Here is a 26018-nt window from a genome sequence, read left to right as displayed (position 1 = left end):
AGCGACCCCGTGAGGCTCGCACACTGGACACATGACGCAGACCGACACAGCCCCGGAACACCTCGATGTCGTGATCGTCGGCGCGGGACTATCCGGTATCGGCGCTGCCTACCGCTTGCAGACCGAGTGCCGTGGCAAGACCTACGCCGTCCTCGAGGCCCGCGACACGCTGGGCGGCACCTGGGACCTGTTCCGCTACCCGGGCATCCGCTCGGACTCCGACATGTTCACCCTCGGCTACCCGTTCAAGCCGTGGCGGGACGCCAAGTCGATCGCGGACGGTCCGTCGATCCTGCGCTACATCACCGAGACCGCGACCGAGAACGGCATCGACCGGCACATCCGCTTCCGCACCAAGGTCCTCGCGGCCGATTGGGACAGCGGCGCCGCGCGCTGGACGCTGACGCTCGAGCAGCGCGACGCGACCGGCTCCACCGAGACGCGCATGCTGACCTGCGGCTTCCTCTACGCCTGCGCCGGGTACTACAACTACGACCAGCCGCACGCACCGGAATTCCCCGGCCTTGCGTCGTTCGCCGGCGAGGTGGTGCACCCGCAGTTCTGGCCCGAGGACTTCGACTATCGCGGCAAGCGCGTCGTCGTGATCGGCAGCGGCGCGACCGCGGTCACCCTGGTCCCGGCCATGGCGGAGCAGGCGGAGCTGGTGACGATGCTGCAACGCTCGCCGACCTGGATCAGCGCCGTCCCGGGGCGGGACAAAGTGGCCGACAAGATCCGCGAGCTGCTACCGCCGCGGCCCGCGCATCGGCTGATCCGAACCAAGAACATCCTGTTCGGCATCGGCTTCTACCAGTACTGCCGTCGCAGGCCGGAGGCGGCGCGCAAGCTGCTCACCGGCCTCACCACGCGCATCCTGAAGGACGAACAGGCCGTCGCCGAGCACTTCACGCCCAGCTACAACCCCTGGGACCAGCGTCTGTGCGCGGTCCCGGACGCGGACTTCTTCAAAGCCATGAAGAAGGGCAAGGCCGAGGTCGTCACCGATCACATCGACAGCTTCGTGCCGGAGGGCATCCGGCTGAAGTCCGGCCGTGTGCTGGAGGCGGACGTCGTGATCACCGCGACCGGGCTGCGACTGCTCGCCTTCGGCGGCATCGCGCCCAGTGTCGACGGCGTGCGGGTCGACTTGTCCGAGCAGTTCGTCTGGCAGGGAGCCATGCTCACCGGCGTCCCCAACTTCGCCGTGTGCATCGGGTACACCAACGCGTCGTGGACGTTGCGCGCCGACCTCACCTCTCGGCTGGTCTGCAAGGTGCTCAACCACATGGACCGCAAGGGTTACGCCTCCGTGGTGCCAGAGCCACGGGGCACGCTCGAGGAGCACCCGCTGCTGGATCTGGCCTCCGGTTACGTCCAGCGCTCCATCGGCGACTTTCCCCGGCAAGGCGGCCGTCATCCGTGGAAGGTGCGCCAGAACTACCTGCTCGACTCGGCGACCACGCTGCGCACCGACTTGGACAAGACGCTCACCGCGACGCCGAAATCGGCCGTCCGGCGGCCGGTGCCCGTCGCCTGATCCGTCACGGAGGAGTGGGGTCAGCGCGCCCGGAGTACGACGATGCCCGGTGTCGACCGCACGTACTCCGCGAAGGGCGAGTCCACCACCTTGTCATTGCCCGCGAGCGAGGACGCGTTCCGGAAGACCGGACCGGCGTCGGTCATGACGAAGATGCCGACGTGGGTGACGTCCAGGCCCGGTTGGTCGGCATAGGCGCCGATGTAGTCGCCGGTGCGCAGCCCGCTCACGACGTCCTGGCCGACCGCGGCGCTGGGAATGTAGGTGATCGCGCGATCGACCACGGGCAGCCCCGGAAGATAGGTGCCGCCGTCGGCTTTCGCGTTGAGGTGTTCGGTGACGGTCACCGCAGCGGCGCTCAACGTCGCCGTGATGTCGGTGGCCGCGACGTCGGGGACGTTCGACCAGTCGGTGAAGAAGTGCTTGCGCTGCTGGAAGTCCACGCGGCCGCCCGCGTAGCGCGTGCGGATCAGGTTCGTCGTGAACTGCTCGCGGTCGGTGGAGCGGGTGAGCGCCTCGACGTAATCGAGGAAGGTGAAGCAGTCCACCCGGCGCAAGTCGATGACCAGCTGTTCGGGCTGGGTCGCCGATCCGACGAGCATGTTCGCGCCGTAGGGCGTGCCGAGGAACCGGCGCGACAGCAGCTCGATCAGTTCCGCCTTGCTCGCCGCCGCGGGCGCCTGAGCGCGCAGCGACAGCAATTCGTCGAGCTTTCTCGCGGTGACGTCGTCGAGGCGCACGGCCTCCGGAGCGCCGAGCGCCACGGTCGGTGTGGACACCGCGGCGCAGACAAGGGCCACGAGGACGAGCAGTACACGAGCGATGGTGCGCAAGACGCCTCCAGCGGAGTGGGCCGGCCGATCCGTACACGACAGCGACACCAACGGTAGGTGATGAGGGTCGGCAAGACCTAGCGCCGTCCAAACACCCCTTCTGGTGGACTGAACGCCGGGTCACGAGGTGGTGGCCCCACGTCCCCACCGAAAGGGTTATCCGACATGACGAGAATCGTTCGAGCCACCTTCGCTCTGGGCGGTCTGCTCGCCGCGGGCGCGCTGCTGGTTCCGGCGACCGCCTCCGCGCAGCCGCAGCCGGGCGGACTGCTGGAGACGACGTGCAGCTTCGCCCAGATCGATGCCGCCGTCCATGCCCAGTTCCCCGACGCCGCCGCCCGGCTCGACGCGCACCCGGACCGGAAGGCGAAACTCCAGGAACTCCTGAGTCTCCCGGTCGAGCAGCGCAAGCAGCGCGCCAAGGAATTCCTGGACAAGCACCCGGAGGCCAAGGCCAGGTTCGAGGAGCGCCGCAACTCGCCGGAGGCGCAGCAGCACCGCGAGAAGCTGCGCGTCATCGCCGACACCTGCCACAACTACTGAGCACGCTGCGGGCGAGGTGTCGGACTCGCCCGCACCTCGCTACGCCCGCGCGCGGGGGAGGTCGACGGTGACCGCCAGACCGCCCTCCGGGCGGGCCGTCGCGTGAACGACGCCGCCGTGGGCCTGTGCGACCGAGCGCACGATCGACAAGCCGAGCCCGGCGCCGCGGGTATCGGAATCGGCCGAGCGTTCGGCGGTGGCGAGTCTGCGGAACGGTTCGAAGAGACTGTCGACTTCGAACGCGGGCACCGGGGGACCGCTGTTCGCCACGGTGAGCACCGCGCGCTGGCCTGCCGTCCTGGTCCGGATGCTCACCCAGCCGTTCTCGGGCAGGTTGTAGCGCACGGCGTTGTCGAGCAGATTGTGGACGAGGCGTTCCAGCAAGAGCGGATCTCCCTGCACGGGCGCGGTTTCGAGATCGGCGGTGATCTCGGCCCCTGGCCGTTCGGCTCTGGTCCCGACCGCGTCGGCGGCGAGGTCGGCGAGGTCGGCGCTGCGGTGTTCGGTCAGCCGCTGTTCGCTGGTGGCCAGCACCAGGAGGCCGTCGATGAGCCGTTCGTGACGGCGGTTGACCTCGAGGAGCGTGGCGCCGAGCCTGCGGGTGGACTCGGGAACCTCGGGGTCTTCCAACGCCACCTCGATCAGGGTCCGGTTGATGGTCAGCGGTGTGCGCAGTTCGTGGGAGGCGTTCGCCACGAATCGGCGCTGTCCGTCGAAGGCCCGGTCCAGGCGCTCCAGCATCGCGTCGAAGGTGTCGGCCAGATCCTTGATCTCGTCCTGCGGACCGTCGAGGGCGATGCGCTCGTGCAGGCTGGTGTCGGCCACGCGCCGCGCGGTCGCGGTGATCCGCTGCAAGGGATGCAGGGCACGTCCGGCCAGCAACCAGCCGAACCCACCTGCGGCGATCCCCACCGCGCCCAGAGATACCAGCGACCACACCAGCATGGCGCGCAAGGTGTCCCGCCGATTCCGCTGGGCTTGCTCGCCGAGCGCCTTGAACAGTTCCGCGGACACCGGAGCACGGTTGCGCTCCGCCCGCTCGAGGAGATACTCCCGCACCACTTGCTGCGCACCGCCGCCGGGCCGTCGCTCCAGCGACTGATTCAGGTAAAAGTACATCAACGCGATCAGTACCGCGCCGGCCAGGAAGAACGCCGTCGCGTACAGCAGCGTGAGCCGCAGCCGGATCGTGCGCCCGCTCATCGGATCCGGTATCCGACGCCGGGCTCGGTCTCGATCAGCCGCGGGTCGCCCAGCTTCCGCCGCACGTTCATGATCGTGTACCGCACCACGCCGGTGAACGGGTCGATGTGCTCGTCCCATGCCTTCTCCAGCAGCTGCTCGGCCGAGACGACGCCGCCGTCCGCGCGCAGCAGTTCGGCCAGCACCGCGAACTCCTTGCGCGACAGGGTGACCGGTGCACCGTTCCTGGTGACGGCGAACCGGTGCTGGTCGAGCCGGATACCGGACCGCTCCAGCACCGGGGGAGCGGCGCTGCGTGCCCGCCGCCCGAGCGCCTGGATCCGGGCGACCAGCTCGGCGAAGGCGAACGGCTTGGTCAGATAGTCGTCGGCGCCAAGCCCCAGACCGGCTACCCGCTCCGCCACCGCGCTCGCGGCCGTCAGCATCAGGATCCGGGCCGAGCCGCCGGACTCGATCAGCGTGCCGCACACCTCGTCGCCGGAGACGCCGGGCAGATCCCGGTCGAGTACCACCACGTCATAGTCGTGCACGCCGGTACGTTCCAGCGCCGCGGTGCCGTCGTACACCACGTCGACCGCCATGGCATGCCTGCGCAACCCGTCGGCGATCGCGTCGGCCAGCAATCTCTCGTCCTCGACAACAAGCACCCGCACCCCGCCATCGTGCCCTCTACCGCTGTTGGGTGGACGTTAGTCCGGCCCCGGCGGGCAGATCTGGGTAGGCTCGCGGACGAACCGGCGCACCCGACTCCCAGGAGAGACAAGCCATGGCAGGCGACTGGAACACCCAGATCATCGAGGAATTTCGCGCCAACCAAGGCAAGGTCGGCGGCCCCTTCGCCGGTCGCGAATTGCTGTTGCTGACCAGCACCGGCGCGAAGTCGGGTCGCCCGCGCACCAATCCGCTCGCGTTCGTTCGCGACGGCGACGACATCGTGGTGATCGCTTCCAAAGCGGGCGCTCCGACCAATCCCGACTGGTTCCACAACGTGCGGGCGAACCCGGAGGTCACGCTCGAGATCGGCACCGAGACCCTGGCGGCGACCGCGACTCCGGTCACCGAAGGCGCGGAGCGCGACCGTCTCTACGCCGCGATGGTCGAGGTGATGCCCGGCTTCGCCGAATACCAGGAGAAGACCGACCGGGTGATTCCCGTCGTCAAGCTGACGCCGCACTGAGCGGAGCTGGGGCGGCGCCGTTCCCGGTCGTGGCCGAACGGAAGCGTCAGCCTGCCGTGATTCCGGTGATCAGCGTTTGATCCGTGCCGGTACGGGTCGTGATGAACTGCGTGAAGGTGTTCGCCTCCTCGCCGGGGAACTGCTGCGTCAAGCGGACTTCCCACCGTGCCTGGCCGTCGGGTCCGTCCCCGGCCCGGGAAATCTGCACGCAGTATCGGGTGCCCGCAGGCACCTGGTTGATGCCGCGCTGGATCTGATCGGCGGGCGATACCGCCGCGTCGGGGGCGACCACCGCGCGAGCCCGGTACCCGGATCGTTCGGCGTAGTAGGCGTACTCGAAGGCGAAGATGGCGTCGGGGCCGTTGCCGGTGCCGCCCGGATCGGTGCCGGAGACGACGTCGGCGGTGCGTTTCTGCTCGCATCCCGGCGTGGCGATGGCCCACGGCGGCCTGACCCGTGAGGTGGACGTCGAGGTGGTCGGCGCGGGTCCGGCCGCGCGCGGCGGTGATGTCGCCGCCGCTGTGCGCGAATTCGCCTCGGAGCCATAGATCATGGCCAGGCCGATCGAGACGGTGGCGATCACGATGGCGAGCACGATCAAGACCGTCAGCGAGCGGTTGCCGCGTTGCTGTTCGGTGCGCCGCGGGTGGCGCACCGGGGTGCCGGGATGAATGCCGGATCGGTTGACGATGGCGGGCGCCGTGACGTGGCCGTCCTCGGGCTCGGCCCGCACCGGCTCGGTGGGTGCGCCGCGCTGCTGCGGGGCAACGGGTTGCGGCGGTCGCACCGCGGCGGGCGCGGGTTCGAGCCATTGCTCCCACTCGCCGAGGCGCGGCCGGGTGTCTTGCCGCTCCGGCGGGCGCGGTGGCTCCGGCGCCTCGTACTGCGGCTCACGACGACGAACCTGCTTGCGCCGGCCGGGTGAACGACGTCGTTTGGACGGCTTGCCTGCCGGAATGCGCAGCATCGGCAGACCCGTGTCGAACGGATTGGCCTGGCTCGCGCCCTGACTGGGATGCTCCCGGTCAGGGGGCGTCATCGTCGAATTCGCCCAGCACCGGTACGACCGCTGTCACGGCGGACGGGATGGTCACGCCGAGTTGTCCGTCGCGCGGCTTGTGCTCCTGGTCTTCGCCGCCCGGCGGCGGAGCGGGCGGTACCACCATGCCGCCGGTCGGGCCGGGATGAGCGGGATGGTCCGGGCTGCTCGCGGGCGCGGGTGGCGCGGAGTCGACGGCGGGCGGCGCGACCGCGGGCGCGGGCCTGCTCTCCGGTTTCGGCGCATCCGCTCGCGCGGCGGGCGACGAATTGCCGGGCGGGATCAGCGAACCCGGGCCGCTGGTCGACGACTTGTGCTCCGGCGATCCACCGAAGTCGAACAACTTCGAGGAATTCTTCGAGTCGTCGCCGGTCGTGCCGGAGTTGGTGGTGGAGCCCGGGTTGATCAGCTCCGGGATCGCCTTGTCCGCGGCCGCGGCGACGGTGTCGATGCCGTGGATGCCGACTTCGGCGATCTTGTCGATGATGTGCGTGCCGATGTCGACGCCCGCGTTGATGGCCGTGGTGCCGAGGTCCACCCCCGCGGAGATGAGCTGCTGCTGCAATTGCAGTTGCGCGACCATGGCTGGGTCCATGGGCTGTGTGGTGGCGGGTGTCGTGGTGCCGGGCACGACTTGCCCGGTGCTACCGGGATAGACGGCTTGCCCCTGGCTGACGCCGGACGGCGTGGTGACCGTGAGCGGTCCCATCTCGTCGAGTTTCCTGGTGTGGTCGTCCATTTCGGTGCGCGCGGCCGTCACGGTGGTGAGCGCGTCGCGCAGCGCCTGGGTGGCGCGGGTGATGACGGCGTCGGTCTCCGGTGCGGAGGTCGCGTTGTCCAGGATCTCCCGCGCGTCGCGCCGGAAGTCGGCGATGATCTGGTCGACGCGCCGCGCCGCGCGCCCGGAGGTGGCGTGCGCGTCGGCGAGAACGGACAGGTAGGCCGGACCTCGGTCGGAGATGTCGCCGATCTGGGTCTGCGTGGTGCGCATCGCGGGCACCGCGCTGTCGGCGGCCTGGGAGGTCCAGGTCGATTCCAGGGCGTGCAGCCCTTCGCGGTGCGGGCCTTCGGTGTCGGCCGCCTGGGCGGATGCGGCCGAGAGCGCCCCGGTCGCGGCCGCGCTCGGCACGCCGACACCGGTGCCGAGTGCGGAGCGCAGCGTCAGCAGTGGCTTGACCAGCGCGGCGACGATCGGCGGATCGACGCCAGGTTCGGTGCTCACCGGCCTGGTGATCTCGGCGGCGGGCTGGGTGGTGTGGGTGCGTTTGCGCAGTCCCATCAGGCTTCTCATGCCGGTGCCTCCCCGGACCGCGCGATCGCGCTCGCCGTCGCGGCGTCGACATCCTGCGCGTTCTCGCTGTAACCGCGCAGCACTCGGCCGTATGCGCTGACCAGCTGTCCGGCCGTCGACAACGCTTCGGCGTGTTCGGACACGGCCGCGGAGAAGCGCGCCGCGAATTCCGCGCCGACGACGCCGAGATCGGCGGCCAGCCGTTCCGGATCCACCGCGCCGGAGGCGACCGTGGCCGCCGACGCCAATTGTTCGGACACCGCGTCCGCGATCGCGGTGTAGGCGGCCACCGCCGCCGGGTCGAGCCTGAGCGTATCCACTGTTCCCCTCCCGGATCCCAGTCTGTCGCTACCGCGCCATGATTCACCGCCAAGGGTACTGTGCCGAAGCCCCGCCATGCGCCTGTTCCTCGGTGGTCGGTTTCGCGCGTAGGCCACGCTTTCGCGTGTCCGACCGTCCGCGCGGCGCGGGCGGCATCTCGAAGCGTCCGCGGGCGCGTCCTGGCGCGACGGCCGACCTCCCTGTTCACGAGCCCTCCTGTGTCCCTTGCCGATCCGGCCGGAGTGGCGTCCACCCGAGCGAACGCGTGCGTGTCGAGATTGTTATTCGGAACAACAAATTAGCTGTTGTGCGCTGCGTCACAGTTCAATATGTTGCTGTGAACAACATTTGTTCCACTCCGACCGGCCGGGGCATCGTCCCGGCCGGTGATGAAAGGCCCACTTATGCGTAAGGGCATCCTCAGCGCCGCCGCGCTGTCGTTCGCGCTCCTGGCCGCCACGCTCACCGCGTGCGGCGACTCCGGGGACTCCGGCGGCAAAACCCAGATCGGCGTGATCCTTCCGGACAGCAAGACCTCCGCCCGCTGGGAGACGGCGGACCGCAAGTACCTGCAACAGGCGTTCGAAGCCGCTGGCGTCAAGGCCGATATCCAGAACGCCCAGGGCGACAAGAACGCCTTCCAGACCATCGCCGACCAGATGATCACCAACGGCGTCTCGGTCCTGGTGATGACCAACCTGGACAGCGGCACCGGCAAAGCGGTGATCCAGAAGGCGAAGTCGCAGGGCGTCACCGTGATCGACTACGACCGGCTCACCTTGGGCGGCGGCGCGCAGTATTACGTCTCCTTCGACAATGTGAAGGTCGGCAGCTTGCTCGGTGCGGGCGTCGCGCAGTGCCTGACCGATCGCAACGCGGTGCGCCCGGTGGTCGCGTACCTGAACGGCGGACCGACCGACAACAACGCCGCCCTGCTGAAGACCGGCTACGACGGTGTGTTGAAGCCACGATTCGACGCGGGCCAGTACGTCAAGGGCCCCGATCAGGCTGTCCCGGAGTGGGACAACACGACAGCGGGCACCATCTTCGAGCAGATGCTCACCGGCAGGCCGGATATCGGAGGCGTCGTCGCGGCCAACGACGGATTGGCCAACGCCGCGATCGCGGTGCTGAAGAAGCAGAAGCTCAACGGTCAGGTGCCGGTCAGCGGGCAGGACGCCACGGTGCAGGGACTGCAGAACGTGCTGGCGGGCGACCAGTGCATGACCGTCTACAAGGCGATCCAGAAAGAGGCCGAAGCGACCGCGAAACTGGCGGTGGGCCTGGTGAAGGGGGAACCCGGCACGACCAACGGCACCGTGCGCGATCCGGAGTCGAACGCCGACGTGCCGTCGGTGCTGCTGGAACCGAAGGCCATCTACCCGCGCAACGTCAAGGACGTGGTGGCCGACGGTTATGTCACCAAGACCGAGTTGTGCACCGGCGAGTTCGCGAAACTCTGCGCGGACAACGGGATCTGATATCGCACGCCCCTTCCGCGGTTCGATGAGGGGATTGCGGAAGGGGCTCCATTCTTCGGAGGAGCCACCCCATGTCCGAACTGCCGGTCATCGAATTACGCGGATTAGAGAAAAGTTTCGGTCCGGTCCACGTCCTGCACGAGGTCACCTTCAGCGCCTTCCCCGGCGAAGTGACCGCACTTGTCGGCGACAACGGCGCGGGCAAGTCCACGCTGGTCAAATGCATCGGCGGTACCCATCCGATCGATGCGGGCGAGTTCCTCTTCGAGGGCGCGCCGGTGCAGGTGCACAGCCCGCGCGACGCGGCGGCGCTGGGCATCGAGATCGTCTACCAGGACCTCGCGCTCTGCGACAACCTCGACATCGTCCAGAACATGTTCCTGGGCCGGGAGCGCAAGCGCGGTCTCGTGCTCGACGAGTACGCGATGGAGGAACTGGCCGAGAAGACGTTGGCGAGCCTGTCGGTGCGCACCGTCAAGTCGGTCCGGCAGCAGGTCGCCAGCCTGTCCGGCGGCCAGCGCCAGACGGTGGCCATCGCGAAAGCCGTGCTGTGGAACAGCAAAGTGGTGATCCTGGACGAGCCGACGGCCGCGCTGGGCGTCGCGCAGACCCAGCAGGTGCTCGAACTGGTCCGCAAGCTCGCCGACCAGGGCCTGGCGGTGGTGCTGATCTCGCACAACATGAACGACGTCTTCGCGGTGTCCGACCGGATCGCCGCGCTCTATCTCGGCCGGATGGCCGCCCAGGTACGAACCTCCGACGTGACGCACGCGCAGGTCGTCGAATTGATCACGGCAGGCCGTAGCGGCGCGCTCGGCCTCGAGGCGAGCGGAGCGACCCGATGACCGCGGTGACCACCGAGCGGCGACCGGTGGCGGCGCCGGTGACCGACCTGATGAGCGACTACGTCGGCCGCGTGCGCGGCGGCGACATGGGGGCGTTGCCCTCGGTGATCGCGCTCGTCGTCCTGTCGGCCGTCTTCTGGGCGGCGCGCCCGGTCTTCATGTCCGAGGCCAATTTCGCCAATCTGTTCACCCAGGGCGCGGCGATCGCGGTGATCGCGATGGGGTTGATCTTCGTGCTGCTGCTGGGGGAGATCGACCTGTCGGCCGGGTTCACCAGCGGGGTCTGCGCCGCCGTGCTCGCGGTGCTGCTCACCGACGAAGGGTGGCCGTGGTATTCGGCGGTGCTGGTCTCGTTGCTCACCGGGATGGTGATCGGACTGGTGATCGGCACGGTCGTGGTGAAGATCGGGATCCCGTCGTTCGTGGTGACGCTGGCGGCATTCCTCGCGTTGCAGGGTGTGGCGCTGAAGATCATGGACAACGGCCGCAACATCTCCATCCGCGACGAGACGATCGTCGCCATCGCGAACAAGAACGTGCCGCCCTTGCTCGGCTGGGCGCTGTACGCGGCACTGGTCACGGGTTTCGCCCTCGTGCAATACCGGAAGTGGCGGGCGCGCACGAAACTCGGGCTCACCGGCACGACGGCGCGGGTGGTCGTGGTGCGAGTCGTGCTGCTGGCGCTCGTGGCCGGCGCGGCGGTGCTGGTGCTCAACGGCGAGCGCAGCCGCAATCCCGCGGTGCACTCGCTGACGGGGATGCCCATCGTGGTGCCGATGATCGCCGCGCTGTTGCTGCTGTGGACGTTCGTGCTGGACCGCACCGCGTTCGGCCGGCACGTCTACGCCGTCGGCGGCAACGCGGAGGCCGCCCGGCGCGCGGGCATCGCGGTGGATCGAGTGAAGATCACCGCCTTCGTGCTGTGCTCGACGATGGCGGCGGTGGGCGGACTGATCGCGGCCTCGCGCGCCAACTCCGTCGACCCGAACACCGGCGGCAGCGACGTGCTGCTCACCGCGGTCGGCGCGGCGGTGATCGGCGGCACCAGCCTCTTCGGCGGCCGCGGGCGGATGCTGGACGCGGTGCTCGGCGCCGCGGTGGTCGCCGTGATCAACAACGGCATGGGGCTGATGGGCTACAGCGCGGGCACGAAATTCGTTGTGACAGGATTTGTGCTGCTCTTGGCGGCCGGAGTGGACGCCCTCTCCCGTAAGCGTGCGCTCCCGCGGCGATGAATCCCAGCCCTGTGACGAAAGCCCGGTGAATGCGAGCAGCACCTTCGCCCGATGAGATCCGCACGCGCAACCTCGCCGCGCTGCTGCGGCACGTCCACCGTGACGGGGCGGTGTCGCGTGCCGCGCTCGCCGAGCGAATGGGATTGAATCGCAGCACGATTCTCGCGCTCACCACGGATCTGGCGGCGGCAGGCCTGGTCAGCGAGGAATTGCCGGGCCAGACCGGACGGGCGGGCAGGCCGTCGCTGGTGGTGCGTCCGCAGGCCGAGCGGGTCTACGTCGTCGCGCTGGACGTCGGCGCGGACCGGCTCGCCGCCGCACGCGTCGGGCTGGGCGGGTCGGTGCTCGAGCGCACCGCGACCGCCCGTCCCGGCGGCGCGTTCGACCCGGACGACGTGATCGCCGCGCTCGCGGCGATGGCGCGGGAGATGATCGCGGCGGCCGCGCCGGACGCTCGGTGCGTCGGCGTCGGAGTCGCGTTCTGCGGCATGGTCCGCGAGGCGGACGGCGTCGTGCGGTACGGGCCGAATCTCGGCTGGGTGGACGTCGCGTTCGGCGCCGAGCTGACGCGAGAACTCGCACTCGGCCTCCGCGTCGCGGTCGGCAACAACGCCAACCTCGGCGCGCTGGCCGAACGCGAACGCGGTGTGGGCGAAGGCTTGGCGAACCTGATCTATCTGCACGGTGATGTCGGCATCGGCGGCGGCATCATCATGAATGGCGAATTGCTCGGCGGGGAAGGCGGTTACGGCGGGGAAGTCGGGCACATGATCGTGAATCCCGGTGGGCGGCCGTGCGCCTGCGGTTCCCGCGGCTGCCTCGAGGCCGAAGCGGGTGAACTCGGGTTGATCGCCGCGGCGGGACGGACCGATCCGGCGGGACAGGCGGCGGTCGACGCGATCGTCGAGTCCGCCGCCCGCGGCGACGCGGTGGCCCGCGACGCGCTGCACCAGGTCGGTGAATGGCTCGGCTACGGCGTCGCCAATCTGGTGAACATCTTCAATCCGTCGATGGTGGTGTTCGGTGGCGTGCTGCGGGAGATCTATCTGGCCTCGGCGGCCCAGGTGCGCAGCCGCGTCGCGGTGAACGGCCTGCAAGCCGTCCGCGAGCGGGTCAGGTTGCGCACCAGCGCGCTGGCGGGCGACGCGACCTTGATCGGAGCCGCGGAACTGGCCTTCACCGACGTGCTCACCGATCCGTTGCAGACCTTGTCCCGCAAGCAGGCCGCGCGCGCTTGACGGGTTCAGGCGGCGCCCGCCGCGCTGAACTCCGACAGGTGGGTGGTGAGCAGTCGTACCCGCACCCGCTGTTCCTCGGTGGTTTCCTCGGGGTGGTGGATCTCTATGCTCAGCCGGTCGTCGAAGGTGCTGATGATGATGGTGCCGCTCGGCTGCTGGAGCCGGTGCCCGGTCTTGTCGGGCTTGCCGAGCATGATCGAGCGGAAGTCGGTGATCCGCAACTCGTCCGGCACCTTAGGCCTGCGCACTCGTCCCCAATTGGTGGCCAGCACGATTCCCGGTGCGCGCGGCGGGGGACCGGCGGCGATCTCGGGTATGTGCAGTGGGGTCTGCTGCACGATGCCGGTGTCCAGGCCGGCGCGCAGCGTGTCGCTGATGCCGCGGGCCAGTTCGACCAGTGTCGTGCCGGTCCGCGGCGCGGGGATGAAATTCGCGAAGCCGAGCACGTTGGTGCCTTCGGTCATCCCGATCGGCGGGGACACCCGGGTACGCAGGTCGACCGAGTAGGTGTAGGCCAGCTCGGTCAGCGGCAATCCGCGCAGCTCGGCCTCGGTGAGCAGGATCGCGGCCGAGGCGAGGCCGTTGATCGTGGTGTGCTCCCGGTGCCCGAGTTCGATCAGCGCGGTGGTCTGCTGTCGGGTCAGTCTGCAGCGCGCGGTGCGCGGGACGAGGTAATCGGGATCGTCCGGGCCGGAGTAGCTCCGAGCGACGCCCACCGGGCGGTGCGGCATGACCGGTGTGTCGATCTTCCGCACGCCGCGCTCGCGCAGCAGGTCCTCCACCGACCGCGGGAAGCCGTGCGGCGGCAGTTCGGCGGATCGCCTCTCGGTGCGGTCGGTGTAGCACGACCACAGCTCGCCGAACACGGCCAGCGAATGATAGGCATCCGCGACGCTGTGGTGGGTCACCAACGTGATTCCGGCGGTATCGCCGTCCCGCACCACGCACAGCGAGGAGAGCGCCCTGCGCTGGTCCAGCCTGGCTCCGGTGAGCAACCGCTCGGGATCGCCCGCGGCGACCGTCAGCTCCGATGTGGCGCCGTGGGATTCGAGCAGCAGGTGGCCGCCGCGGCCGTCCGGCTCGAGGTGGGCGCCGAGGATGGGGCGGGAGCGAACCACGGCTTCGAACGCCGCCGACAGCGCGGCGAGATCCAACCGACCCGCGACCCGAATCGAGTAGCCGACGAGTACTTCGCTGTTGGCGAAGATCGCCTCGCTCGGCGCCAGCGGGCGGATGACGGTTGCTGCGGTCATGTCGCTTCCTTCACCTGAGCCTGTCCAGAGGCTAGCCCGAAGCCCGGACGCGCCAGGCTTTTTCGGCAGCATCGTGTGTTTCCTGTATCGGGCGGCCGTTGGCCGCTGTTTCGCGTCGTTGTCACAACGACACCTTGTTCGGGTCCGGTCGTCCGACCCCGCAGCTCGCGGTTAGCCAGCAGCCCCTAGAGTGATACTCTAGAGTCCTGCTCTAGAGGAGGCTGCCATGACCGAACTCGTCACCTACCGGCTGGACGACGGCGTCGCCACGATCACGCTGGACGACGGCAAGGCGAATGTGATGTCCGAGAACATGCTCGGCGCCATCGCCGCCGCCCTGGACCGGGCCGAGGCGGACCGGGCGGTCGTCCTGTTGACCGGCCGCGCGCGCGTTTTCTCCGCCGGCTACGACCTGGCGACGTTCTCCCGATCCGCCGACGACATCCGCCGCACCTTGCGTGCCGGCGGCAACCTGGTGCACCGGCTGCTCGGCTTCCCGTATCCCGTCGTGGCGGCATGCCCTGGGCATGCCATCGCCCAAGGCGCGTTCACGCTGCTGGCCACGGACGTACGGTTCGGCGTAGCGGGAGATTTCAAGCTGGGTCTCAACGAGGTCGCGATCGGGCTGACCATTCCGCACTACGGTGTGGAGCTGGCGCGGCACCGGCTCACCGCGCCTGGCTTCGACCGGGCGGCGAACACCGGGATCCTGGTCGCGCCCGAAGAAGCCAGAGAGCTGGGCTTTCTCGACGTGCTCAGCACCGATGCCGACGACCTGCGCACGCGCGCGACGGCCGAAGCGCACCGGTTGACCGGAATCGACTCCGCGGCGCACACGGGTACGAAGCTGCGTGTGCGCGCTCAGGTGCTCGCCGCGGTCCGTTCCGGCATCGATGCCGAGTTCGGCGGGTAGCTCGCCGTGCGCACCCGCGAGCGCATTCTGGCCGAAGCCACGGAACAGCTCCTGGCCAAGGGGTATGCGTCGTTCACGGTGGCCGGTGTGCGGGATCGGCTCGGTTTGTCCAGCGGCAGCATGTTCCACGCGTTCGGTTCGAAAGCCGAATTGGCCGCCGCGGTCTATGTCTCCGGGATGCTCGACTACCAGCGGACCATGCTGGCGTGCCTCGATGCGCCGGATGTCGGCGCCGAGCAAGCGATCCGCGCGATGCTCGCGGCCCATCTCGGCTGGGTGGAAGACCATCGCGACCTGGCCCGGTTCCTGTTCGCCACCTTGCCGGACGAGGTGACCGGATTCGCGGAACCCGAACTCGCCCAGCACAATCGGGTCTTCTTCGATGCGCTGGCACGCCGGTATCGAGAGTTGCTCGGAACCGCGGAACCGGGTGGCGGCGGCTATCCGGTGGCCCATGCGATCTGCGCCGGACCGGCGCAGGAGTACTGCAGGCAATGGGTGCGCGGACGTGTCACGGCGCGGCCGCGCACGCTGACGGCGATCTTTCAAGAGGCCGCCATCGCCGCCCTCGCCACGCTGACTCGCTAGGCGGCGGCCGCCGTAGGCCAACCGGCGCAGCGGGTTCGGGTGGCGATGCGGCGAATACCGCGATTCCCACGGCTTCGGCCGAGTGGCGCGTCCCGCCTCGGCGAGCCCGAGATGTGCAGCCGTCGATGACACCGAACCGCCGGTCGGTCTCGCGTGCAGTCGGACCGCGCCGGGCGGCGGGGAGTCGGGCGCGTCGGGGCCCGGTCGATGAGCGGCGAATCGGTTGCGGAACGGCGACGGGTGATCAACAGTGGTTGTCGAGTTTCGGTGCTGCGACGGGAGGCCACCATGGACCGTACGGACGTCGTTGTCGTCGGTGCGGGATATGCCGGGCTGTGCGCGGCGCGGGCGTTGCGAGCGGTAGGCCGGGATGTCGTCGTCCTGGAGGCGAGCGATCGCGTCGGCGGTCGCACCCGGACCGCGCGGGTCGGCGCCGGATGGGCTGTCGACCTCGGCGGCCAGTGGATCTCGGGCGCGCACACGCGATTCGCCGCGCTGGCCGAAGAGTACGGGGCCGCGACGTACCCACCGCCGGAAGGAGTCGACCTGCTGGTCGAGGGCGTGGTCCGGCGGCGCTTCACCGGAGCCCGCCCACCGCTTCCGACGTTCGTCCTCGTCGTGCTCGCCCAGGCGATGTGGCGGCTGGAACGGATGGCCGCACGGGTGGATCTCACGCGGCCATGGGCCGCGCCGGGCGCCGATCGGCTGGACGCGATGACGGCGGCCACCTGGTTGCGCCGGAATCTGCCGGAGCGGCGGGCGCGGAACCTGGCCGAGGTAATGATCGGCGAGGAGTTGTGCGTTGACGTCGGCAGCATCTCGATGCTCGGTCTGCTCACCACGATCCGTTCGGCGGGCGGCGTCGAGGCCGGGGTCGCCGCCGAGACGGTGAACCGCCTGTTCGTCGACGGCGCCGACGGGCCCGCGCTGGCCGTCGCCGCCGAACTGGGGGACGCGGTGCGTCTCGGTGTGCCGGTGACGGGTATCCGCAGGCGAGCGGATGGCGTTGTGGTGAGTGCCGACTCCGGTGACGTGCACGCCGAGCACGTGATCGTGGCGGTGCCGCCCACCCTCGCCGGACGTATCGCCTACGATCCGCCGCTGCCCGCCGCGCGCGACCAATTGACCCAGCGCATGCCGATGGGCTCGGTGCTGAAAGCGTTCGCCGTCTACGAGCGGCCGTTCTGGCGGGACGACCTGCTCACCGGCCAATCGCTGAACCTGCACGATCCGGTGCCGGTCACCTTCGACGCGACCCGGCCCGGCGGTCCTGGCGTACTCGGCGCGCTGGTGCCCGGCCGGGCCGCTCAGCGGCTCGCCGCCCTGCCCCCGGCCGAGCGTCGCGCCATGATCATCGGTTCGCTCGTCCGAGCCTTCGGGCACGCCGCCCGCGAGCCGATCGAGTGGCACGAGAAGGTATGGGCGGACGATCCGTACACGCGCGGCGGCTACGGGGCCTTCTTCCCCCCGGGTGTCCTGACCACCGCGGGCTCCGCGCTGCGCGACCCGGTCGGTGCGATCCACTGGGCCGGAAGCGAAACCGCGACGGAGTGGTCGGGCTACATCGAGGGAGCGATCCGCTCGGGCGAGCGCGCGGCCGCCGAAGTGCTCGCGTCCGATCGCTCCACGGCCACGGCGTGATTGCCGCGGTGTTGCTGGAACGCTGGCTCTGACCCAGCCGAGGGCTCACAATGGAGAGGTGTTCCAGCGGATCGTGGTGGGCTACGACGATTCACCCGGCGCCAGGGCCGCCTTGACGATGGCGCTCGAGTTGGCGACGGTGCACCACGCCACGCTCACGGTCGTCGCGGTCGAGGAGTACCTGCCGCACTACGGACCGGTGGTCGGCGAGATCGAGGACGAACGCTCGATCGGCGAGGTCACCTGCCGCCGCTGGCTCACCACGGCGGCCGAGACCGCCGAACAGCACGGCATAGCGGTGCGGGCCGAGGTGCGGGCGGGTCAGGCCGCGCGCGAACTGGCCACGGCCGCCGCCGATCACGATGCCGACCTGCTGGTGCTTGGGCGCACCGGGCACTCGGGCATCTGGGGACGGTTCATGGGCAGCACCGCGGAGAAGGCCGCCCGGCACGTCGGTTGCTCGGTTCTCGTCGCGCACGACGGCGACGCAGGGGCCGAGCGCCGGTGAGTGCGGCGGCAGTGGTGCCCGGCGGTGGCGCCGCCGCGGACGGTCGGGTAGAAGTTCTGCGTGGCGGGTGAACTGACCGAGGAACCGACCGGCATCGCCGATCGCGCGGCCGGCCGCGCTCGCCGGTGGGAATTCTGGCGTACCCACGGCCCGGTATCGGTCGTCGTCGCCTTCGGCGGGGCGCTCGGCGCGCTCGCCCGCTACGGCCTGGCGCAGGGGTTGCCCGCTCGCCCCGGGCACTTTCCGCTGGCCACCTTCATCACGAATGTCGCGGGCTGTTTCGCGATCGGAGTGCTCATGGTCGCGGTAACCGAGATCTGGGCTGCTCATCGGTTGCTGCGTCCCTTTCTCGGAGTGGGTGTGCTGGGCGGGTTCACCACCTTCTCCACCTACGTCAACGAGATCCGCGCCCTACTGCGGCCCGGCACGATCGTCGTCGCGGCCGGTTACCTCGCGGGCACGCTGATCTGCGCCCTGTCGGCGACCCTCGCCGCCATGTGGCTCACCAGGGCGGGATACGAACGCCTGCGACGCGCGCGAAAGGCGGCTCGATGACGGTGTTGCTGGTCCTGGTGGGCGGCGCGATCGGCGCACCGCTGCGGTATCTCATCGATCGCGTGGTGCAGGATCGCCGCGACAGCCTGTTCCCGTGGGGCACCTTCATGGTCAACCTGATCGGGTGTCTCGTCCTCGGCGCCCTCAGCGGAGCGGGATCGGCGCTGTCCTCGCCGCTTTTCCTGCTGCTCGGCACCGGGTTCTGCGGAGCGCTGACCACGTACAGCACGTTCAGCTACGAAACCGTGCGACTGGCCGAGCGGGCCGCGTATTTCTACGCGGCGATGAACGTGGTCGTCAGTGTCTCCGCGGGGTTGATCGCCACTGTGTCGACTTATGCGTTGGTGCACGCCCTGTTCGGGTGAGGCGTTCCGTCGATTACCTCCGCGACGTGATCCAGCTCACTAGGCTGCTCTGTCGCCCGCCGCCGGTGGTGGGTTAAGCTGACGGAACAGATGCAGATATGCGCATACATCAGATGTGGGAAGGGCTGGCGCGATGGGACACGAACACGGTCACGCGCACGGGCACGCGCTCTCCGGTCAGGCCGATCGCCGGTGGCTGACCATCGCGCTCGCCCTCATCGTCGGCTTCATGTCGGTCGAGGTCGTGATCGGTCTGCTGGCCAACTCGCTGGCCCTGCTGTCCGACGCGGCGCACATGCTCACCGACGCCGCGTCCATTGTCCTCGCGCTCGTCGCGATCCGGCTCGCGGCGCGTCCGGCGAACGGCAAGTACACCTATGGCTACAAACGCGCCGAGATCCTCTCGGCGCAGGCCAACGGCGTCACGCTGCTCGTGCTGGCGGGCTGGCTCACCTACGAGGCCGTGCGCCGCCTGCTGGAGCCGCCCGAGGTGACCGGCGGGCTCGTGCTGGCGACCGCGCTGGCCGGTGTGGTGGTCAACGTCGCGGCCACCTGGGCGATCAGCAAGGCCAACCGCGCCAGCCTCAACGTGGAAGGCGCCTTCCAGCATGTGCTCAACGACCTGTACGGGTTCATCGCCACCGCCGTGGCCGGCCTCGTCGTGCTGACCACCGGCTTCGCCAGGGCGGACGCTATCGCCACGCTCATCGTCGTCGCGCTGATGGTCAAGGCGGGGCTCGGGCTGGTACGCGAATCCGGCCGGATCTTCCTGGAGGCCGCTCCCGCGGGCGTCGATCCGGACGCGTTGGGGCGCGGGCTGGTGGGCATCGACGGCGTCGACGAGGTGCACGATCTGCACGTCTGGCAGATCACCTCCGGTGACATCGCGCTGTCGGCGCATGTGCTGGTCCGGCCGGGCGCCGACTGCCACGGCCTGCGCCAGCGGATCGAGCACCTGCTCGACCACGACTACGGCATCACCCACACCACGTTGCAGGTCGACCACTCCCATGCCGTCGCCTCCTCGCCCGCGGTGGACGCGCAGCGCCTGCTGCCGGTGCTGGAGGACCACTGCGACGACGCCCACGGCCCGGTGCACCGCGACCGTCCGTCGTCCGCGGCGAATGTCGTCTGACCCACCGACCGCCACGCGCACGGACGACGCGAACATCGGATGGCTCAGCGATCCAGGCGGGGGAACGGTCGTTCGGCCTCGATCAGGTAGGCCAGCTCCAGCAGGGTGCGCTCGTTGCCGCGGGTGGCGGCGAACTGTACGCCGATCGGCAGTCCCGCGTCGGTCAGGCCCGCCGGAACCGTGATCGCCGGTGTTCCCGTGATGTTGTTGATCGGCGTGAAGCAGACGTAGGCGCGCAACCGCTCGATGAGTTCGTCGAATGGCACGGTCGGGCTGAGATAGCCGAGCTCCGGTGTGGTGTGACCGAGCGTGGGGAGCAGCACCGCGTCGTAGGGTCCGAGCGCCCGCTCGTAGGTGGCCGCCGCCGCGCGGAGCCGGTAGAGCGTGAGCGGGGCGTGCAGTGCCCGGCGCAGGAACAAGGCGCGCAGGCCCACGGTCAGGTCGTCCACGCGGCGCGCGTCGAACCGGCGGTCGAGGAACCGGCCCGTCGTGGTGATCGCGGCCGCGAGCAGGCCCCAATAGTGCAGGAAGGCGCTCTCGATCGCGGCGTCGAACGGCAGCGGCACCGGCTCGACCGAATGGCCGGCTGATTCGAGTGTGCGCGCGACATTTTCGACGGCCGCCCGGGTGGACCCGGCGGCCAGCGGCCCCGCGAGATTGTCGAGCACCAGCGCTACCCGCATGCGCCGGGTCGGGGGACCGTCGACGCGGCCGATCGGCCGGAGCGCGGGATTGCGCCAATACTGTTCGGCCGCAGCGGCGTACGCGGCCGTATCGCGCACCGTCCTGGTCAGCACACCTTCGCTGACGATGTCGACCGGCAGCGTGCGGGCCAGCCCGGACACCACGTGCCGCCCCCGCGTCGGCTTCAAGCCGACCAGCCCCGCGCACGCCGCCGGAATCCGGATCGAACCGCCGCCGTCGTTGCCGTGCGCGATCGGGACGACACCCGCCGCCACCAGCGCGGCCGCCCCGCCCGACGAGCCGCCCACGGAATGGCCGGTGTGCCACGGGTTGCGCGTGGGCGCGAGATGCGGGGTCTCGCTGCTGGCGTTGAAGCCGAATTCGGGCATGGCGCTCTTGCCGAGCACGGTGAGGCCGGTGCTGAGGAACTGCCGGGTGTAGCCGCTGTGCGCGCGGGCGGGCCGCGCGCGGAACGCGGCTGTGCCCTGATTGGTCGGCATGCCCGCGACGTCCGTGTTGTCCTTGACGAAACTGGGCACGCCGTAGAAGGCGCCGGTCCGCTCGGCGGGCAGCAGCGGCTCCGCGTAGCTCCGGTAGGCGACGGCCGCCAGCTGTTCCACCCGCTCGGCGCGCGCCACCGCGGCGGCGGCGAGTTCGCGCGGCGACACCGCACCGTCGCGCACCAGCGTGGCCAGGGCGACGGCGTCGTGATCACCGAGTGCGTCGTCGGCGAAGGCGTGGACGCGCGAGGGTAGCGGAAGATGAGCGTCGGCGGTCATGACCCGAATCTAATGTGTCCAGCAGGTAGATCGTCCAGAACAGAAAGGACAGCAGGTGGCCGCGACATACCCGGATCCGGTGCCACCGAAGGGCCGAGTCGGCTCGCTGTTGTTCGCTTTGCCGCCCGCGGGCCGACGGTGGAGCGTGGCGTTGCGTGCCGCGCTCGCGTTCGCCGCTCCCGCCACGATCATCACCGGTCTCGGCCATCCGGATGCGGCGGTGTTCGTCATGTTCGGCGCCTTCGCCGTGCTCTACGGCGAAGGGCGGCCGTTCCGGGTGCGCGGCCGGGTGGTCCTCGCCGCGGGCTCGGCGCTGCTGGCCGCCTGCGGTGTCGGTGCGGTGGTCGGCAGTCTGCTGGACACCGGGTTCGGGTCATCGCTGCTCATGGTCGTCGTGGTGTCGGCGATCGCGGTCGTGGCCGTGTTCGTCATCGATGCGCTGCGGCTCGGTCCGCCCGGTGCGCTGTTCTTCGCGCTCGTCTGCGCGGGCGCGATGAGAGCCGCCGAGGTCGGGACCTCAGTGTTGACGTTGTTGTTCTGCACGGCCTGCGGTGTCGTCGCGTCGATCGTCGTCTCGATGGCCGGGGTGCTGCGAGATCGTCGCAAGCCCGAACGGGTGGCGGTCGGCGCTGCGGTTCGGGCGGTCGACGCCTATGTCGTGGCGCGGGAGGCCGGAACGCCCGCTATCGACCTGCGCCACCGGGCGGGAGCCGCGATGGCGGACGCGTGGGCCGCGGTCTACGACGCGGGCCTGCCCTCGGACCCAGGGGAAGCCGAGCTGCTGGCGACCTTGCAGGAGGCGCGGCGCAACCTCGCCGGGCACGCCCCCGACGACGACACCGACGATCTGCTGGTCGATCCGTTGGTCTCGTTCGCCCGCCCGGGCATCGGGTTCCGGCTGGAGCGTTCCCTGTCGTTCTCCTCGCACGCGGCGATCAGCGCGATGCGCGTCGCCGTGGGCTGCCTTGGCGCGGGTGCGCTCAGCGCGCTGCTCGGTCTGGAGCGGCCGCACTGGGCGGTGCTCAGCGCCCTGATCGTCTTGCAGACCGGACCGGATCGAGTGCGCGGACAGGTGCGGGCCATCCACAGGTTCGTCGGCACCATCGCGGGCCTCGGTCTGTTCGCGCTCATCTACCAGCTGGGGCCGACCGGTTACGCGCTGATCGCGCTGGTCGCCGCGCTGCAGTTCTGCATCGAACTGTTCGTGCCGCGCAATTACGCGCTGGCCGTCGTCTTCATCACGCCGGTCGCCCTGATCGCGGGTGGAGTCGCCACGACGGGCGGGCCGATCGCACCCGTGATCCGTGATCGGTTGTGGGAGACACTGCTCGGTGTCGCCGTCGCCGTGCTCGCGCTGCACGGCGTCGCACCCCACGGCCACCGGCGCACCTTTCGCCGGCTGGAACACCGGGTGCGCACCACCGCGCGCACCCTGCTCGACCGGCTGCGCCGTAAGCCGATGGACGCCGAAGCGTGGGTGCTGGTCCAGCATCTGCAATTCGATTTGGTCGGCGTGGTGCGCAGCGGCATCGACTCGGCGACCGACGATCCGGAGTGGACCCGCGAATACTGGCCGGAGCACACGGCACTGGCGCACTTCGGTCATGACCTGCTCGCCGCCTGCTGGGTGCTGCGGCCGGGCCAGCGGCTGGCGGACGTGGACGGCTGGGCGGCCCGCTTGGCCGCGGCCCGGTCGGAGCCGGGAGCGGCGTCCGGACCGCCTGCTAGCGTTCGGCGCATGCACGACAGCGTCACGGTCCGGATGGCCGCCCCGGCCGACAAGATCTGGGAACTGGTCAGCGACATCGAGAACACCGGGCGATTCAGTCCGGAGACGTTCGCCGCCGAGTGGCTCGGCGGCGCGACAGGGCCCGCGGTCGGCGTGAAGTTCCGCGGCCATGTCAACCGCAACGGCTGGGGACTGAAATACGCGACGGTGTGCCGCATCGTCGCCTGCGAGCCGGGTCGCGAGTTCGCCTTCACCGTGCTGGGACCACAGGGCATGCCGATCAACACGTGGCGCTATGTTTTCCGGCCGGTGGACGGCGGCACCGAGGTCACCGAGTCGTTTCAGCTGCACAGCAATCCGGTGCTGCGGCTGTATTGGTTGCTGGCCGGGTGGGCGCGCGGCAAGACGAACGTCGAGGGAATGCGCGAGACCCTCAACCGGATCAAGGCCGTCGTCGAATGATCGGGACGCACGAGACCCGAGGCGGGAAAGCATGACCGCTCCCGTGCTCCTCGTGCTCGGCGCCGGTCCCGGCGTCGGGCTGTCGGTCGCCCGCCTGTTCGCAGCCGACGGCTTCACCGCCGCGCTGGCCTGCCGGTTGCCCGAAGAGGCCGAGCCTCTGGCCCAACAGTTGCGGGAGCAGGGGTTCGACGCGGAGGGCATCGGCGTGGATCTGCGTGATCCCGCCGACGTGGCCCGAGTCGTCGCGGGGGTGGGTGAGCGGCACGGCCGCATCGACGTGCTGCACTTCAATCCCAGCGTCTTCCGTGAGGCCGATCCGTTGCGGCTGTCGGTCGCCGAGTTGCTCGAGGACCTCACCGTGGGCGCCGGGGCGCTGCTGCCCGCCGTGCAAGCGGCGCGTCCCTTCCTGTCCGAGGGCGCCCGCGTGCTGGTCACCGGCAGCGCGGCAGCGGACAAGCCCTGGCATCGGGCCGCTTCGCTCGGTGTCCAGAAGGCGGCGGTGCGCAACCTGGTGACCAGTGTGGACGCCACCCTCGCGCCCGAGGGCATCCGAGCGGTCGCGGTGCAGATCAACGGCGTTCTCGGCGAGGGAGCGTTCACCAGGGACCGGGTCGCCGGGGCGCTGTACGCGGCGGCCACCCGCCCCGCCGAGGGATGGACGCCACACGTCTCCTACGACGGCTGACCTACCTGGGCCGGATCGCCGTGAACTCGATGGGCAGGTGCGCGGGCCCGCGCAGATTGACGTGCTCCCGATACGGTGGCGGGTCGACCGTCAGCCTCGGTGACTCGACTCGTTGCGCGAACCGGGTCAACGCCACCCGCGCCTCCAGGCGGGCCAGGGGAGCGCCGACGCAGAAATGAGCCCCGAGGCCGAAGGCCAGATGGCGGTTTTCGCGCGCCGGGTCGAATCCGTCGGGGTCGCCGAACATCGCGGGGTCGCGGTGCGCGGCGGCGATCAGCAGCACAACCAGATCGCCGCGCTGAATGTCCGCGCCTCCTATGGTCAGATCGTCGGCGGCGATGCGCGGGATCAACTGGACCGGCGGGTCGAAGCGCAGCGTCTCCTCGACGACGCCGGCCGCGCGGTCCGGTTCCGCGCGGAGGGCGGCGAGTTCGTCCGGCCTGCGCAGCAGGGCGAGGGTCGCGTTGGCGATCAGGTTGACCGTCGTCTCGTGCCCGGCGACCAGCAGCAGCGCGCAGGTCGAGATCAGTTCCGCATGGGTGAGCACGTCTCCGGCGTCTTCGGCGGCGATGAGTTCGGACAGCAGATCGGGGCCGGGAGTGTGGCGGCGGCGGTCGGTGAGTTCTTCGAAGTAGGCGTACAACTCGGTCCCGGCGCGCTGGATCTCCGCCGGGTCGGCGCGGAATTGGGCGGCCGCGCGAGAAGTCGGGTCGAGCGTGCGGGACAGCAGGGCGGACCAGGCGCTGAGCTTGGCTTCGTCCGCCAGCGGGACGCCGAGTAGTTCGCAGATCACGGTCACCGGCAGGGGATAGGCGAAGTGATCGACGGCGTCGAAGCTCCCCGCGCGGGCGCGCTGGTCGAGCAGGTCGTCGACGATCTCGATGATCCGAGGCTCCAGTTGCCGCACGACGCGCGGGGTGAACGCCTTGGACACCAGGCGGCGCAGGCGAGTGTGATCGGGCGGATCCAGGAACAAGAACGAGGGTTTCGCTTGGGCCGCACCGTCTTCCCGCGTGCCGTCGTGGATCGGCATCGAGCCCAGCTGCAGCCGGGCCAGCGACCGGTCGACGCTCGCGCGCGGATCGCGCAGCACGGCGGCGCAGTCGGCGTAGCGGGTGAGCACGACGACCGGAGCGGTGCCGATCCGGAACGCGCCGGAGTCACGCAGCCGCGCGAAGACGGGGTACGGGTCCGGCCGCACGGCGGGGTCGAGCAGGCGCACGTAGTCGTCGGTCGGGTGGTTCGTGGTCGTCATCGACACTCCCAGCTGTCCGGCCCGGAGCGGGCACCGGTCTTGCTCGGTATTATTCCGATACCATCGGTAGGAAAGCAATACCGATGCGGGATGCGAAAATGTCGCCATGACACTGCGGCGCCCGGTCGACGATTCGGTCACCCGCGTCGTCGAACTACTCGGCGACCGGTGGACCATCCTGCTCATCGCCGAGGCGTTCTTCGGGGTGCACCGCTTCAGCGATTTCGCGCGCAATATCGGCATCACCAACCGCAACCTGCTCACCAGCCGCCTGCGCATGCTGATCGACGCGGGCATCTTCACCCGCACCGACCACGGCGGCGGCCGGGTCGACTATCACCTCACCGCAGCGGGCCGCGAACTGTATCCGATCGTCACCGCGATGATGGTGTGGGGCGACAACCACCTGACCGGGCCGGAGGGCAGGCCGATCGTCCTGGAACATCGCACCTGCGGACACGAGACCTCGCCCATGCTGGTCTGCGACCACTGCCGCGAACCGATCGATCCGCGCGATGTGGAACCCAAGGCCGGGCCCGGCTTCCACCAGCCACCCGGGGCCGAACAAGCAGGTTGAGGGATGCGTGAACCCGGACTTGCTCCGCGCTCAATCCAGCTGGTTGACGAACGCCTCGGCCAAGTACAGCGGTAGGAGTAGGTAGTACAGCAGCATCGCCATCGAGCCGGCTCCGATCGTCAACGCGGGTCCCACGCGGTGCCGTC

Annotated in this window: 26 protein-coding genes and 1 pseudogene; 18 read left to right on the top strand and 9 right to left on the bottom strand. The window is 69.8% G+C overall.

Translation table 11 applies throughout. The features are described 5' to 3' along the window. Window positions 1-31 precede the first annotated feature (31 nt). Window positions 32-1537, top strand: a complete 1506-nt coding sequence (locus AB0L97_RS16560; RefSeq protein ID WP_364430067.1) for an NAD(P)/FAD-dependent oxidoreductase — start codon at window positions 32-34, stop codon at window positions 1535-1537. Between the two features lie 20 nt (window positions 1538-1557). On the opposite strand, the gene AB0L97_RS16555 is transcribed toward AB0L97_RS16560, so the two are convergent. Next, window positions 1558-2370, bottom strand: a complete 813-nt coding sequence (locus tag AB0L97_RS16555) for a DUF1460 domain-containing protein (protein ID WP_364430064.1) — start codon at window positions 2368-2370, stop codon at window positions 1558-1560. A 165-nt stretch (window positions 2371-2535) separates the two neighbouring features. On the opposite strand from AB0L97_RS16555, the gene AB0L97_RS16550 reads away from it, so the two are divergent. Beyond that, window positions 2536-2913 (top strand): hemophore-related protein, encoded by a 378-nt coding sequence (locus tag AB0L97_RS16550; RefSeq protein ID WP_364430061.1) that lies wholly within the window; start codon window positions 2536-2538, stop codon window positions 2911-2913. Between the two features lie 39 nt (window positions 2914-2952). Here the strand turns inward: AB0L97_RS16550 and AB0L97_RS16545 are convergent, their stop codons facing one another. Then, on the bottom strand, window positions 2953-4116 hold the full coding sequence (locus AB0L97_RS16545) for a HAMP domain-containing sensor histidine kinase (protein ID WP_364430058.1): 1164 nt from the start codon (window positions 4114-4116) through the stop codon (window positions 2953-2955). Continuing rightward, window positions 4113-4769 (bottom strand): response regulator transcription factor, encoded by a 657-nt coding sequence (locus tag AB0L97_RS16540; protein WP_364430055.1) that lies wholly within the window; start codon window positions 4767-4769, stop codon window positions 4113-4115. Before AB0L97_RS16540 ends, AB0L97_RS16545 begins: the two co-directional genes overlap by 4 nt. A 113-nt stretch (window positions 4770-4882) precedes the next feature. Here AB0L97_RS16540 and AB0L97_RS16535 point away from each other — a divergent pair, with 113 nt between their 5' ends. Then, window positions 4883-5293: a nitroreductase family deazaflavin-dependent oxidoreductase gene (locus AB0L97_RS16535; protein WP_355075669.1), complete on the top strand. Its 411-nt coding sequence runs from the start codon at window positions 4883-4885 to the stop codon at window positions 5291-5293. A 46-nt stretch (window positions 5294-5339) separates the two neighbouring features. On the opposite strand, the gene AB0L97_RS16530 is transcribed toward AB0L97_RS16535, so the two are convergent. The 3 genes from AB0L97_RS16530 to AB0L97_RS16520 are packed head-to-tail and all read right to left on the bottom strand — an operon-like array spanning window position 5340 to window position 7943. Then, window positions 5340-6332, bottom strand: coding sequence for a hypothetical protein (locus AB0L97_RS16530; protein WP_364430051.1), 993 nt, complete (start codon window positions 6330-6332; stop codon window positions 5340-5342). Continuing rightward, complete coding sequence (locus tag AB0L97_RS16525) at window positions 6319-7623, bottom strand: hypothetical protein (RefSeq protein ID WP_364430048.1); 1305 nt, start codon at window positions 7621-7623, stop codon at window positions 6319-6321. Before AB0L97_RS16525 ends, AB0L97_RS16530 begins: the two co-directional genes overlap by 14 nt. Next, entirely contained in the window at window positions 7620-7943 is a 324-nt protein-coding gene (locus AB0L97_RS16520; protein ID WP_364430045.1) for a hypothetical protein, read from the bottom strand. Before AB0L97_RS16520 ends, AB0L97_RS16525 begins: the two co-directional genes overlap by 4 nt. Before the next feature lie 405 nt (window positions 7944-8348). Here AB0L97_RS16520 and AB0L97_RS16515 point away from each other — a divergent pair, with 405 nt between their 5' ends. The 4 genes from AB0L97_RS16515 to AB0L97_RS16500 all read left to right on the top strand — a co-directional run bounded on the left by AB0L97_RS16515 (window position 8349) and on the right by AB0L97_RS16500 (window position 12743). Next, the gene (locus tag AB0L97_RS16515) at window positions 8349-9425 is read left to right on the top strand and encodes a substrate-binding domain-containing protein (RefSeq protein ID WP_355075677.1); all 1077 of its coding nucleotides are present in this window, start codon (window positions 8349-8351) and stop codon (window positions 9423-9425) included. 71 nt (window positions 9426-9496) lie between these two features. Beyond that, window positions 9497-10270, top strand: coding sequence for an ATP-binding cassette domain-containing protein (locus AB0L97_RS16510; protein WP_355075679.1), 774 nt, complete (start codon window positions 9497-9499; stop codon window positions 10268-10270). Further along, on the top strand, window positions 10267-11505 hold the full coding sequence (locus tag AB0L97_RS16505; protein WP_364430040.1) for an ABC transporter permease: 1239 nt from the start codon (window positions 10267-10269) through the stop codon (window positions 11503-11505). Before AB0L97_RS16510 ends, AB0L97_RS16505 begins: the two co-directional genes overlap by 4 nt. 29 nt (window positions 11506-11534) lie before the next feature. Further along, complete coding sequence (locus AB0L97_RS16500) at window positions 11535-12743, top strand: ROK family transcriptional regulator (RefSeq protein WP_356966961.1); 1209 nt, start codon at window positions 11535-11537, stop codon at window positions 12741-12743. Between the two features lie 5 nt (window positions 12744-12748). On the opposite strand, the gene AB0L97_RS16495 is transcribed toward AB0L97_RS16500, so the two are convergent. Continuing rightward, window positions 12749-13996 carry a hypothetical protein gene (locus AB0L97_RS16495; RefSeq protein WP_364430035.1) on the bottom strand — a complete coding sequence of 416 codons (1248 nt, stop codon included), beginning with the start codon at window positions 13994-13996 and terminating at the stop codon, window positions 12749-12751. Between the two features lie 226 nt (window positions 13997-14222). Here AB0L97_RS16495 and AB0L97_RS16490 point away from each other — a divergent pair, with 226 nt between their 5' ends. The 7 genes from AB0L97_RS16490 to AB0L97_RS16460 all read left to right on the top strand — a co-directional run bounded on the left by AB0L97_RS16490 (window position 14223) and on the right by AB0L97_RS16460 (window position 19701). After that, window positions 14223-14909 (top strand): crotonase/enoyl-CoA hydratase family protein, encoded by a 687-nt coding sequence (locus tag AB0L97_RS16490; RefSeq protein WP_364430032.1) that lies wholly within the window; start codon window positions 14223-14225, stop codon window positions 14907-14909. Window positions 14910-14915: 6 nt separating this feature from the next. Then, a complete protein-coding gene (locus AB0L97_RS16485) occupies window positions 14916-15497 on the top strand; it encodes a TetR/AcrR family transcriptional regulator (RefSeq protein WP_364430029.1) in 582 nt (193 codons plus the stop codon). Window positions 15498-15785: 288 nt separating this feature from the next. Beyond that, window positions 15786-17138 carry an FAD-dependent oxidoreductase gene (locus AB0L97_RS16480; protein ID WP_364430026.1) on the top strand — a complete coding sequence of 451 codons (1353 nt, stop codon included), beginning with the start codon at window positions 15786-15788 and terminating at the stop codon, window positions 17136-17138. A gap of 58 nt (window positions 17139-17196) precedes the next feature. Beyond that, window positions 17197-17646 (top strand): universal stress protein, encoded by a 450-nt coding sequence (locus AB0L97_RS16475; RefSeq protein WP_355075693.1) that lies wholly within the window; start codon window positions 17197-17199, stop codon window positions 17644-17646. A gap of 60 nt (window positions 17647-17706) precedes the next feature. Next, complete coding sequence (locus AB0L97_RS16470) at window positions 17707-18201, top strand: CrcB family protein (RefSeq protein ID WP_355075695.1); 495 nt, start codon at window positions 17707-17709, stop codon at window positions 18199-18201. Further along, complete coding sequence (crcB, locus tag AB0L97_RS16465; RefSeq protein WP_364430021.1) at window positions 18198-18566, top strand: fluoride efflux transporter CrcB; 369 nt, start codon at window positions 18198-18200, stop codon at window positions 18564-18566. Before AB0L97_RS16470 ends, crcB begins: the two co-directional genes overlap by 4 nt. 133 nt (window positions 18567-18699) lie before the next feature. After that, window positions 18700-19701 (top strand): cation diffusion facilitator family transporter, encoded by a 1002-nt coding sequence (locus AB0L97_RS16460; protein WP_364430018.1) that lies wholly within the window; start codon window positions 18700-18702, stop codon window positions 19699-19701. A 44-nt stretch (window positions 19702-19745) separates the two neighbouring features. On the opposite strand, the gene AB0L97_RS16455 is transcribed toward AB0L97_RS16460, so the two are convergent. Beyond that, window positions 19746-21164, bottom strand: coding sequence for an amidase (locus AB0L97_RS16455; protein ID WP_364430015.1), 1419 nt, complete (start codon window positions 21162-21164; stop codon window positions 19746-19748). Between the two features lie 229 nt (window positions 21165-21393). On the opposite strand from AB0L97_RS16455, the pseudogene AB0L97_RS16450 reads away from it, so the two are divergent. The 3 genes and pseudogenes from AB0L97_RS16450 to AB0L97_RS16440 form a co-directional block, all read left to right on the top strand. Then, window positions 21394-22626: pseudogene (locus AB0L97_RS16450) on the top strand (FUSC family protein); the annotation flags it as partial. 276 nt (window positions 22627-22902) lie between these two features. Next, the gene (locus AB0L97_RS16445) at window positions 22903-23355 is read left to right on the top strand and encodes an SRPBCC family protein (protein ID WP_355075977.1); all 453 of its coding nucleotides are present in this window, start codon (window positions 22903-22905) and stop codon (window positions 23353-23355) included. Between the two features lie 31 nt (window positions 23356-23386). Then, entirely contained in the window at window positions 23387-24040 is a 654-nt protein-coding gene (locus AB0L97_RS16440) for an SDR family oxidoreductase (protein ID WP_364430012.1), read from the top strand. Window position 24041: 1 nt separating this feature from the next. Here the strand turns inward: AB0L97_RS16440 and AB0L97_RS16435 are convergent, their stop codons facing one another. Beyond that, window positions 24042-25295: a cytochrome P450 gene (locus AB0L97_RS16435; RefSeq protein ID WP_364430009.1), complete on the bottom strand. Its 1254-nt coding sequence runs from the start codon at window positions 25293-25295 to the stop codon at window positions 24042-24044. A gap of 106 nt (window positions 25296-25401) precedes the next feature. Here AB0L97_RS16435 and AB0L97_RS16430 point away from each other — a divergent pair, with 106 nt between their 5' ends. Beyond that, window positions 25402-25872: a helix-turn-helix domain-containing protein gene (locus AB0L97_RS16430; RefSeq protein ID WP_356966983.1), complete on the top strand. Its 471-nt coding sequence runs from the start codon at window positions 25402-25404 to the stop codon at window positions 25870-25872. The last annotated feature ends 146 nt before the right edge of the window (window positions 25873-26018 follow it).

Origin of the sequence: Nocardia sp. NPDC051911 (genome assembly GCF_040681035.1) — a bacterium.
Lineage (GTDB): Bacteria > Actinomycetota > Actinomycetes > Mycobacteriales > Mycobacteriaceae > Nocardia > Nocardia sichangensis.
Note: the sequence above shows the minus strand (reverse complement) of the source record. Positions and strands in the feature narration are given on the sequence as shown.

What these genes read in the sequence shown, in the direction of transcription:
- AB0L97_RS16550 (WP_364430061.1), top strand. Translation starts at nt 2,536, where the DNA reads ATGACGAGAATCGTTCGAGCCACCTTCGCTCTGGGCGGTCTGCTCGCC.
- AB0L97_RS16510 (WP_355075679.1), top strand. Translation starts at nt 9,497, where the DNA reads ATGTCCGAACTGCCGGTCATCGAATTACGCGGATTAGAGAAAAGTTTC.
- AB0L97_RS16445 (WP_355075977.1), top strand. Translation starts at nt 22,903, where the DNA reads ATGCACGACAGCGTCACGGTCCGGATGGCCGCCCCGGCCGACAAGATC.
- AB0L97_RS16480 (WP_364430026.1), top strand. Translation starts at nt 15,786, where the DNA reads ATGGACCGTACGGACGTCGTTGTCGTCGGTGCGGGATATGCCGGGCTG.
- AB0L97_RS16500 (WP_356966961.1), top strand. Translation starts at nt 11,535, where the DNA reads ATGCGAGCAGCACCTTCGCCCGATGAGATCCGCACGCGCAACCTCGCC.
- AB0L97_RS16515 (WP_355075677.1), top strand. Translation starts at nt 8,349, where the DNA reads ATGCGTAAGGGCATCCTCAGCGCCGCCGCGCTGTCGTTCGCGCTCCTG.
- AB0L97_RS16525 (WP_364430048.1), bottom strand. Translation starts at nt 7,623, where the DNA reads ATGAGAAGCCTGATGGGACTGCGCAAACGCACCCACACCACCCAGCCC.
- AB0L97_RS16430 (WP_356966983.1), top strand. Translation starts at nt 25,402, where the DNA reads ATGACACTGCGGCGCCCGGTCGACGATTCGGTCACCCGCGTCGTCGAA.
- AB0L97_RS16545 (WP_364430058.1), bottom strand. Translation starts at nt 4,116, where the DNA reads ATGAGCGGGCGCACGATCCGGCTGCGGCTCACGCTGCTGTACGCGACG.
- AB0L97_RS16535 (WP_355075669.1), top strand. Translation starts at nt 4,883, where the DNA reads ATGGCAGGCGACTGGAACACCCAGATCATCGAGGAATTTCGCGCCAAC.
- AB0L97_RS16495 (WP_364430035.1), bottom strand. Translation starts at nt 13,996, where the DNA reads ATGACCGCAGCAACCGTCATCCGCCCGCTGGCGCCGAGCGAGGCGATC.
- crcB (WP_364430021.1), top strand. Translation starts at nt 18,198, where the DNA reads ATGACGGTGTTGCTGGTCCTGGTGGGCGGCGCGATCGGCGCACCGCTG.
- AB0L97_RS16435 (WP_364430009.1), bottom strand. Translation starts at nt 25,295, where the DNA reads ATGACGACCACGAACCACCCGACCGACGACTACGTGCGCCTGCTCGAC.
- AB0L97_RS16455 (WP_364430015.1), bottom strand. Translation starts at nt 21,164, where the DNA reads ATGACCGCCGACGCTCATCTTCCGCTACCCTCGCGCGTCCACGCCTTC.
- AB0L97_RS16460 (WP_364430018.1), top strand. Translation starts at nt 18,700, where the DNA reads ATGGGACACGAACACGGTCACGCGCACGGGCACGCGCTCTCCGGTCAG.
- AB0L97_RS16530 (WP_364430051.1), bottom strand. Translation starts at nt 6,332, where the DNA reads ATGACGCCCCCTGACCGGGAGCATCCCAGTCAGGGCGCGAGCCAGGCC.
- AB0L97_RS16440 (WP_364430012.1), top strand. Translation starts at nt 23,387, where the DNA reads ATGACCGCTCCCGTGCTCCTCGTGCTCGGCGCCGGTCCCGGCGTCGGG.
- AB0L97_RS16490 (WP_364430032.1), top strand. Translation starts at nt 14,223, where the DNA reads ATGACCGAACTCGTCACCTACCGGCTGGACGACGGCGTCGCCACGATC.
- AB0L97_RS16560 (WP_364430067.1), top strand. Translation starts at nt 32, where the DNA reads ATGACGCAGACCGACACAGCCCCGGAACACCTCGATGTCGTGATCGTC.
- AB0L97_RS16505 (WP_364430040.1), top strand. Translation starts at nt 10,267, where the DNA reads ATGACCGCGGTGACCACCGAGCGGCGACCGGTGGCGGCGCCGGTGACC.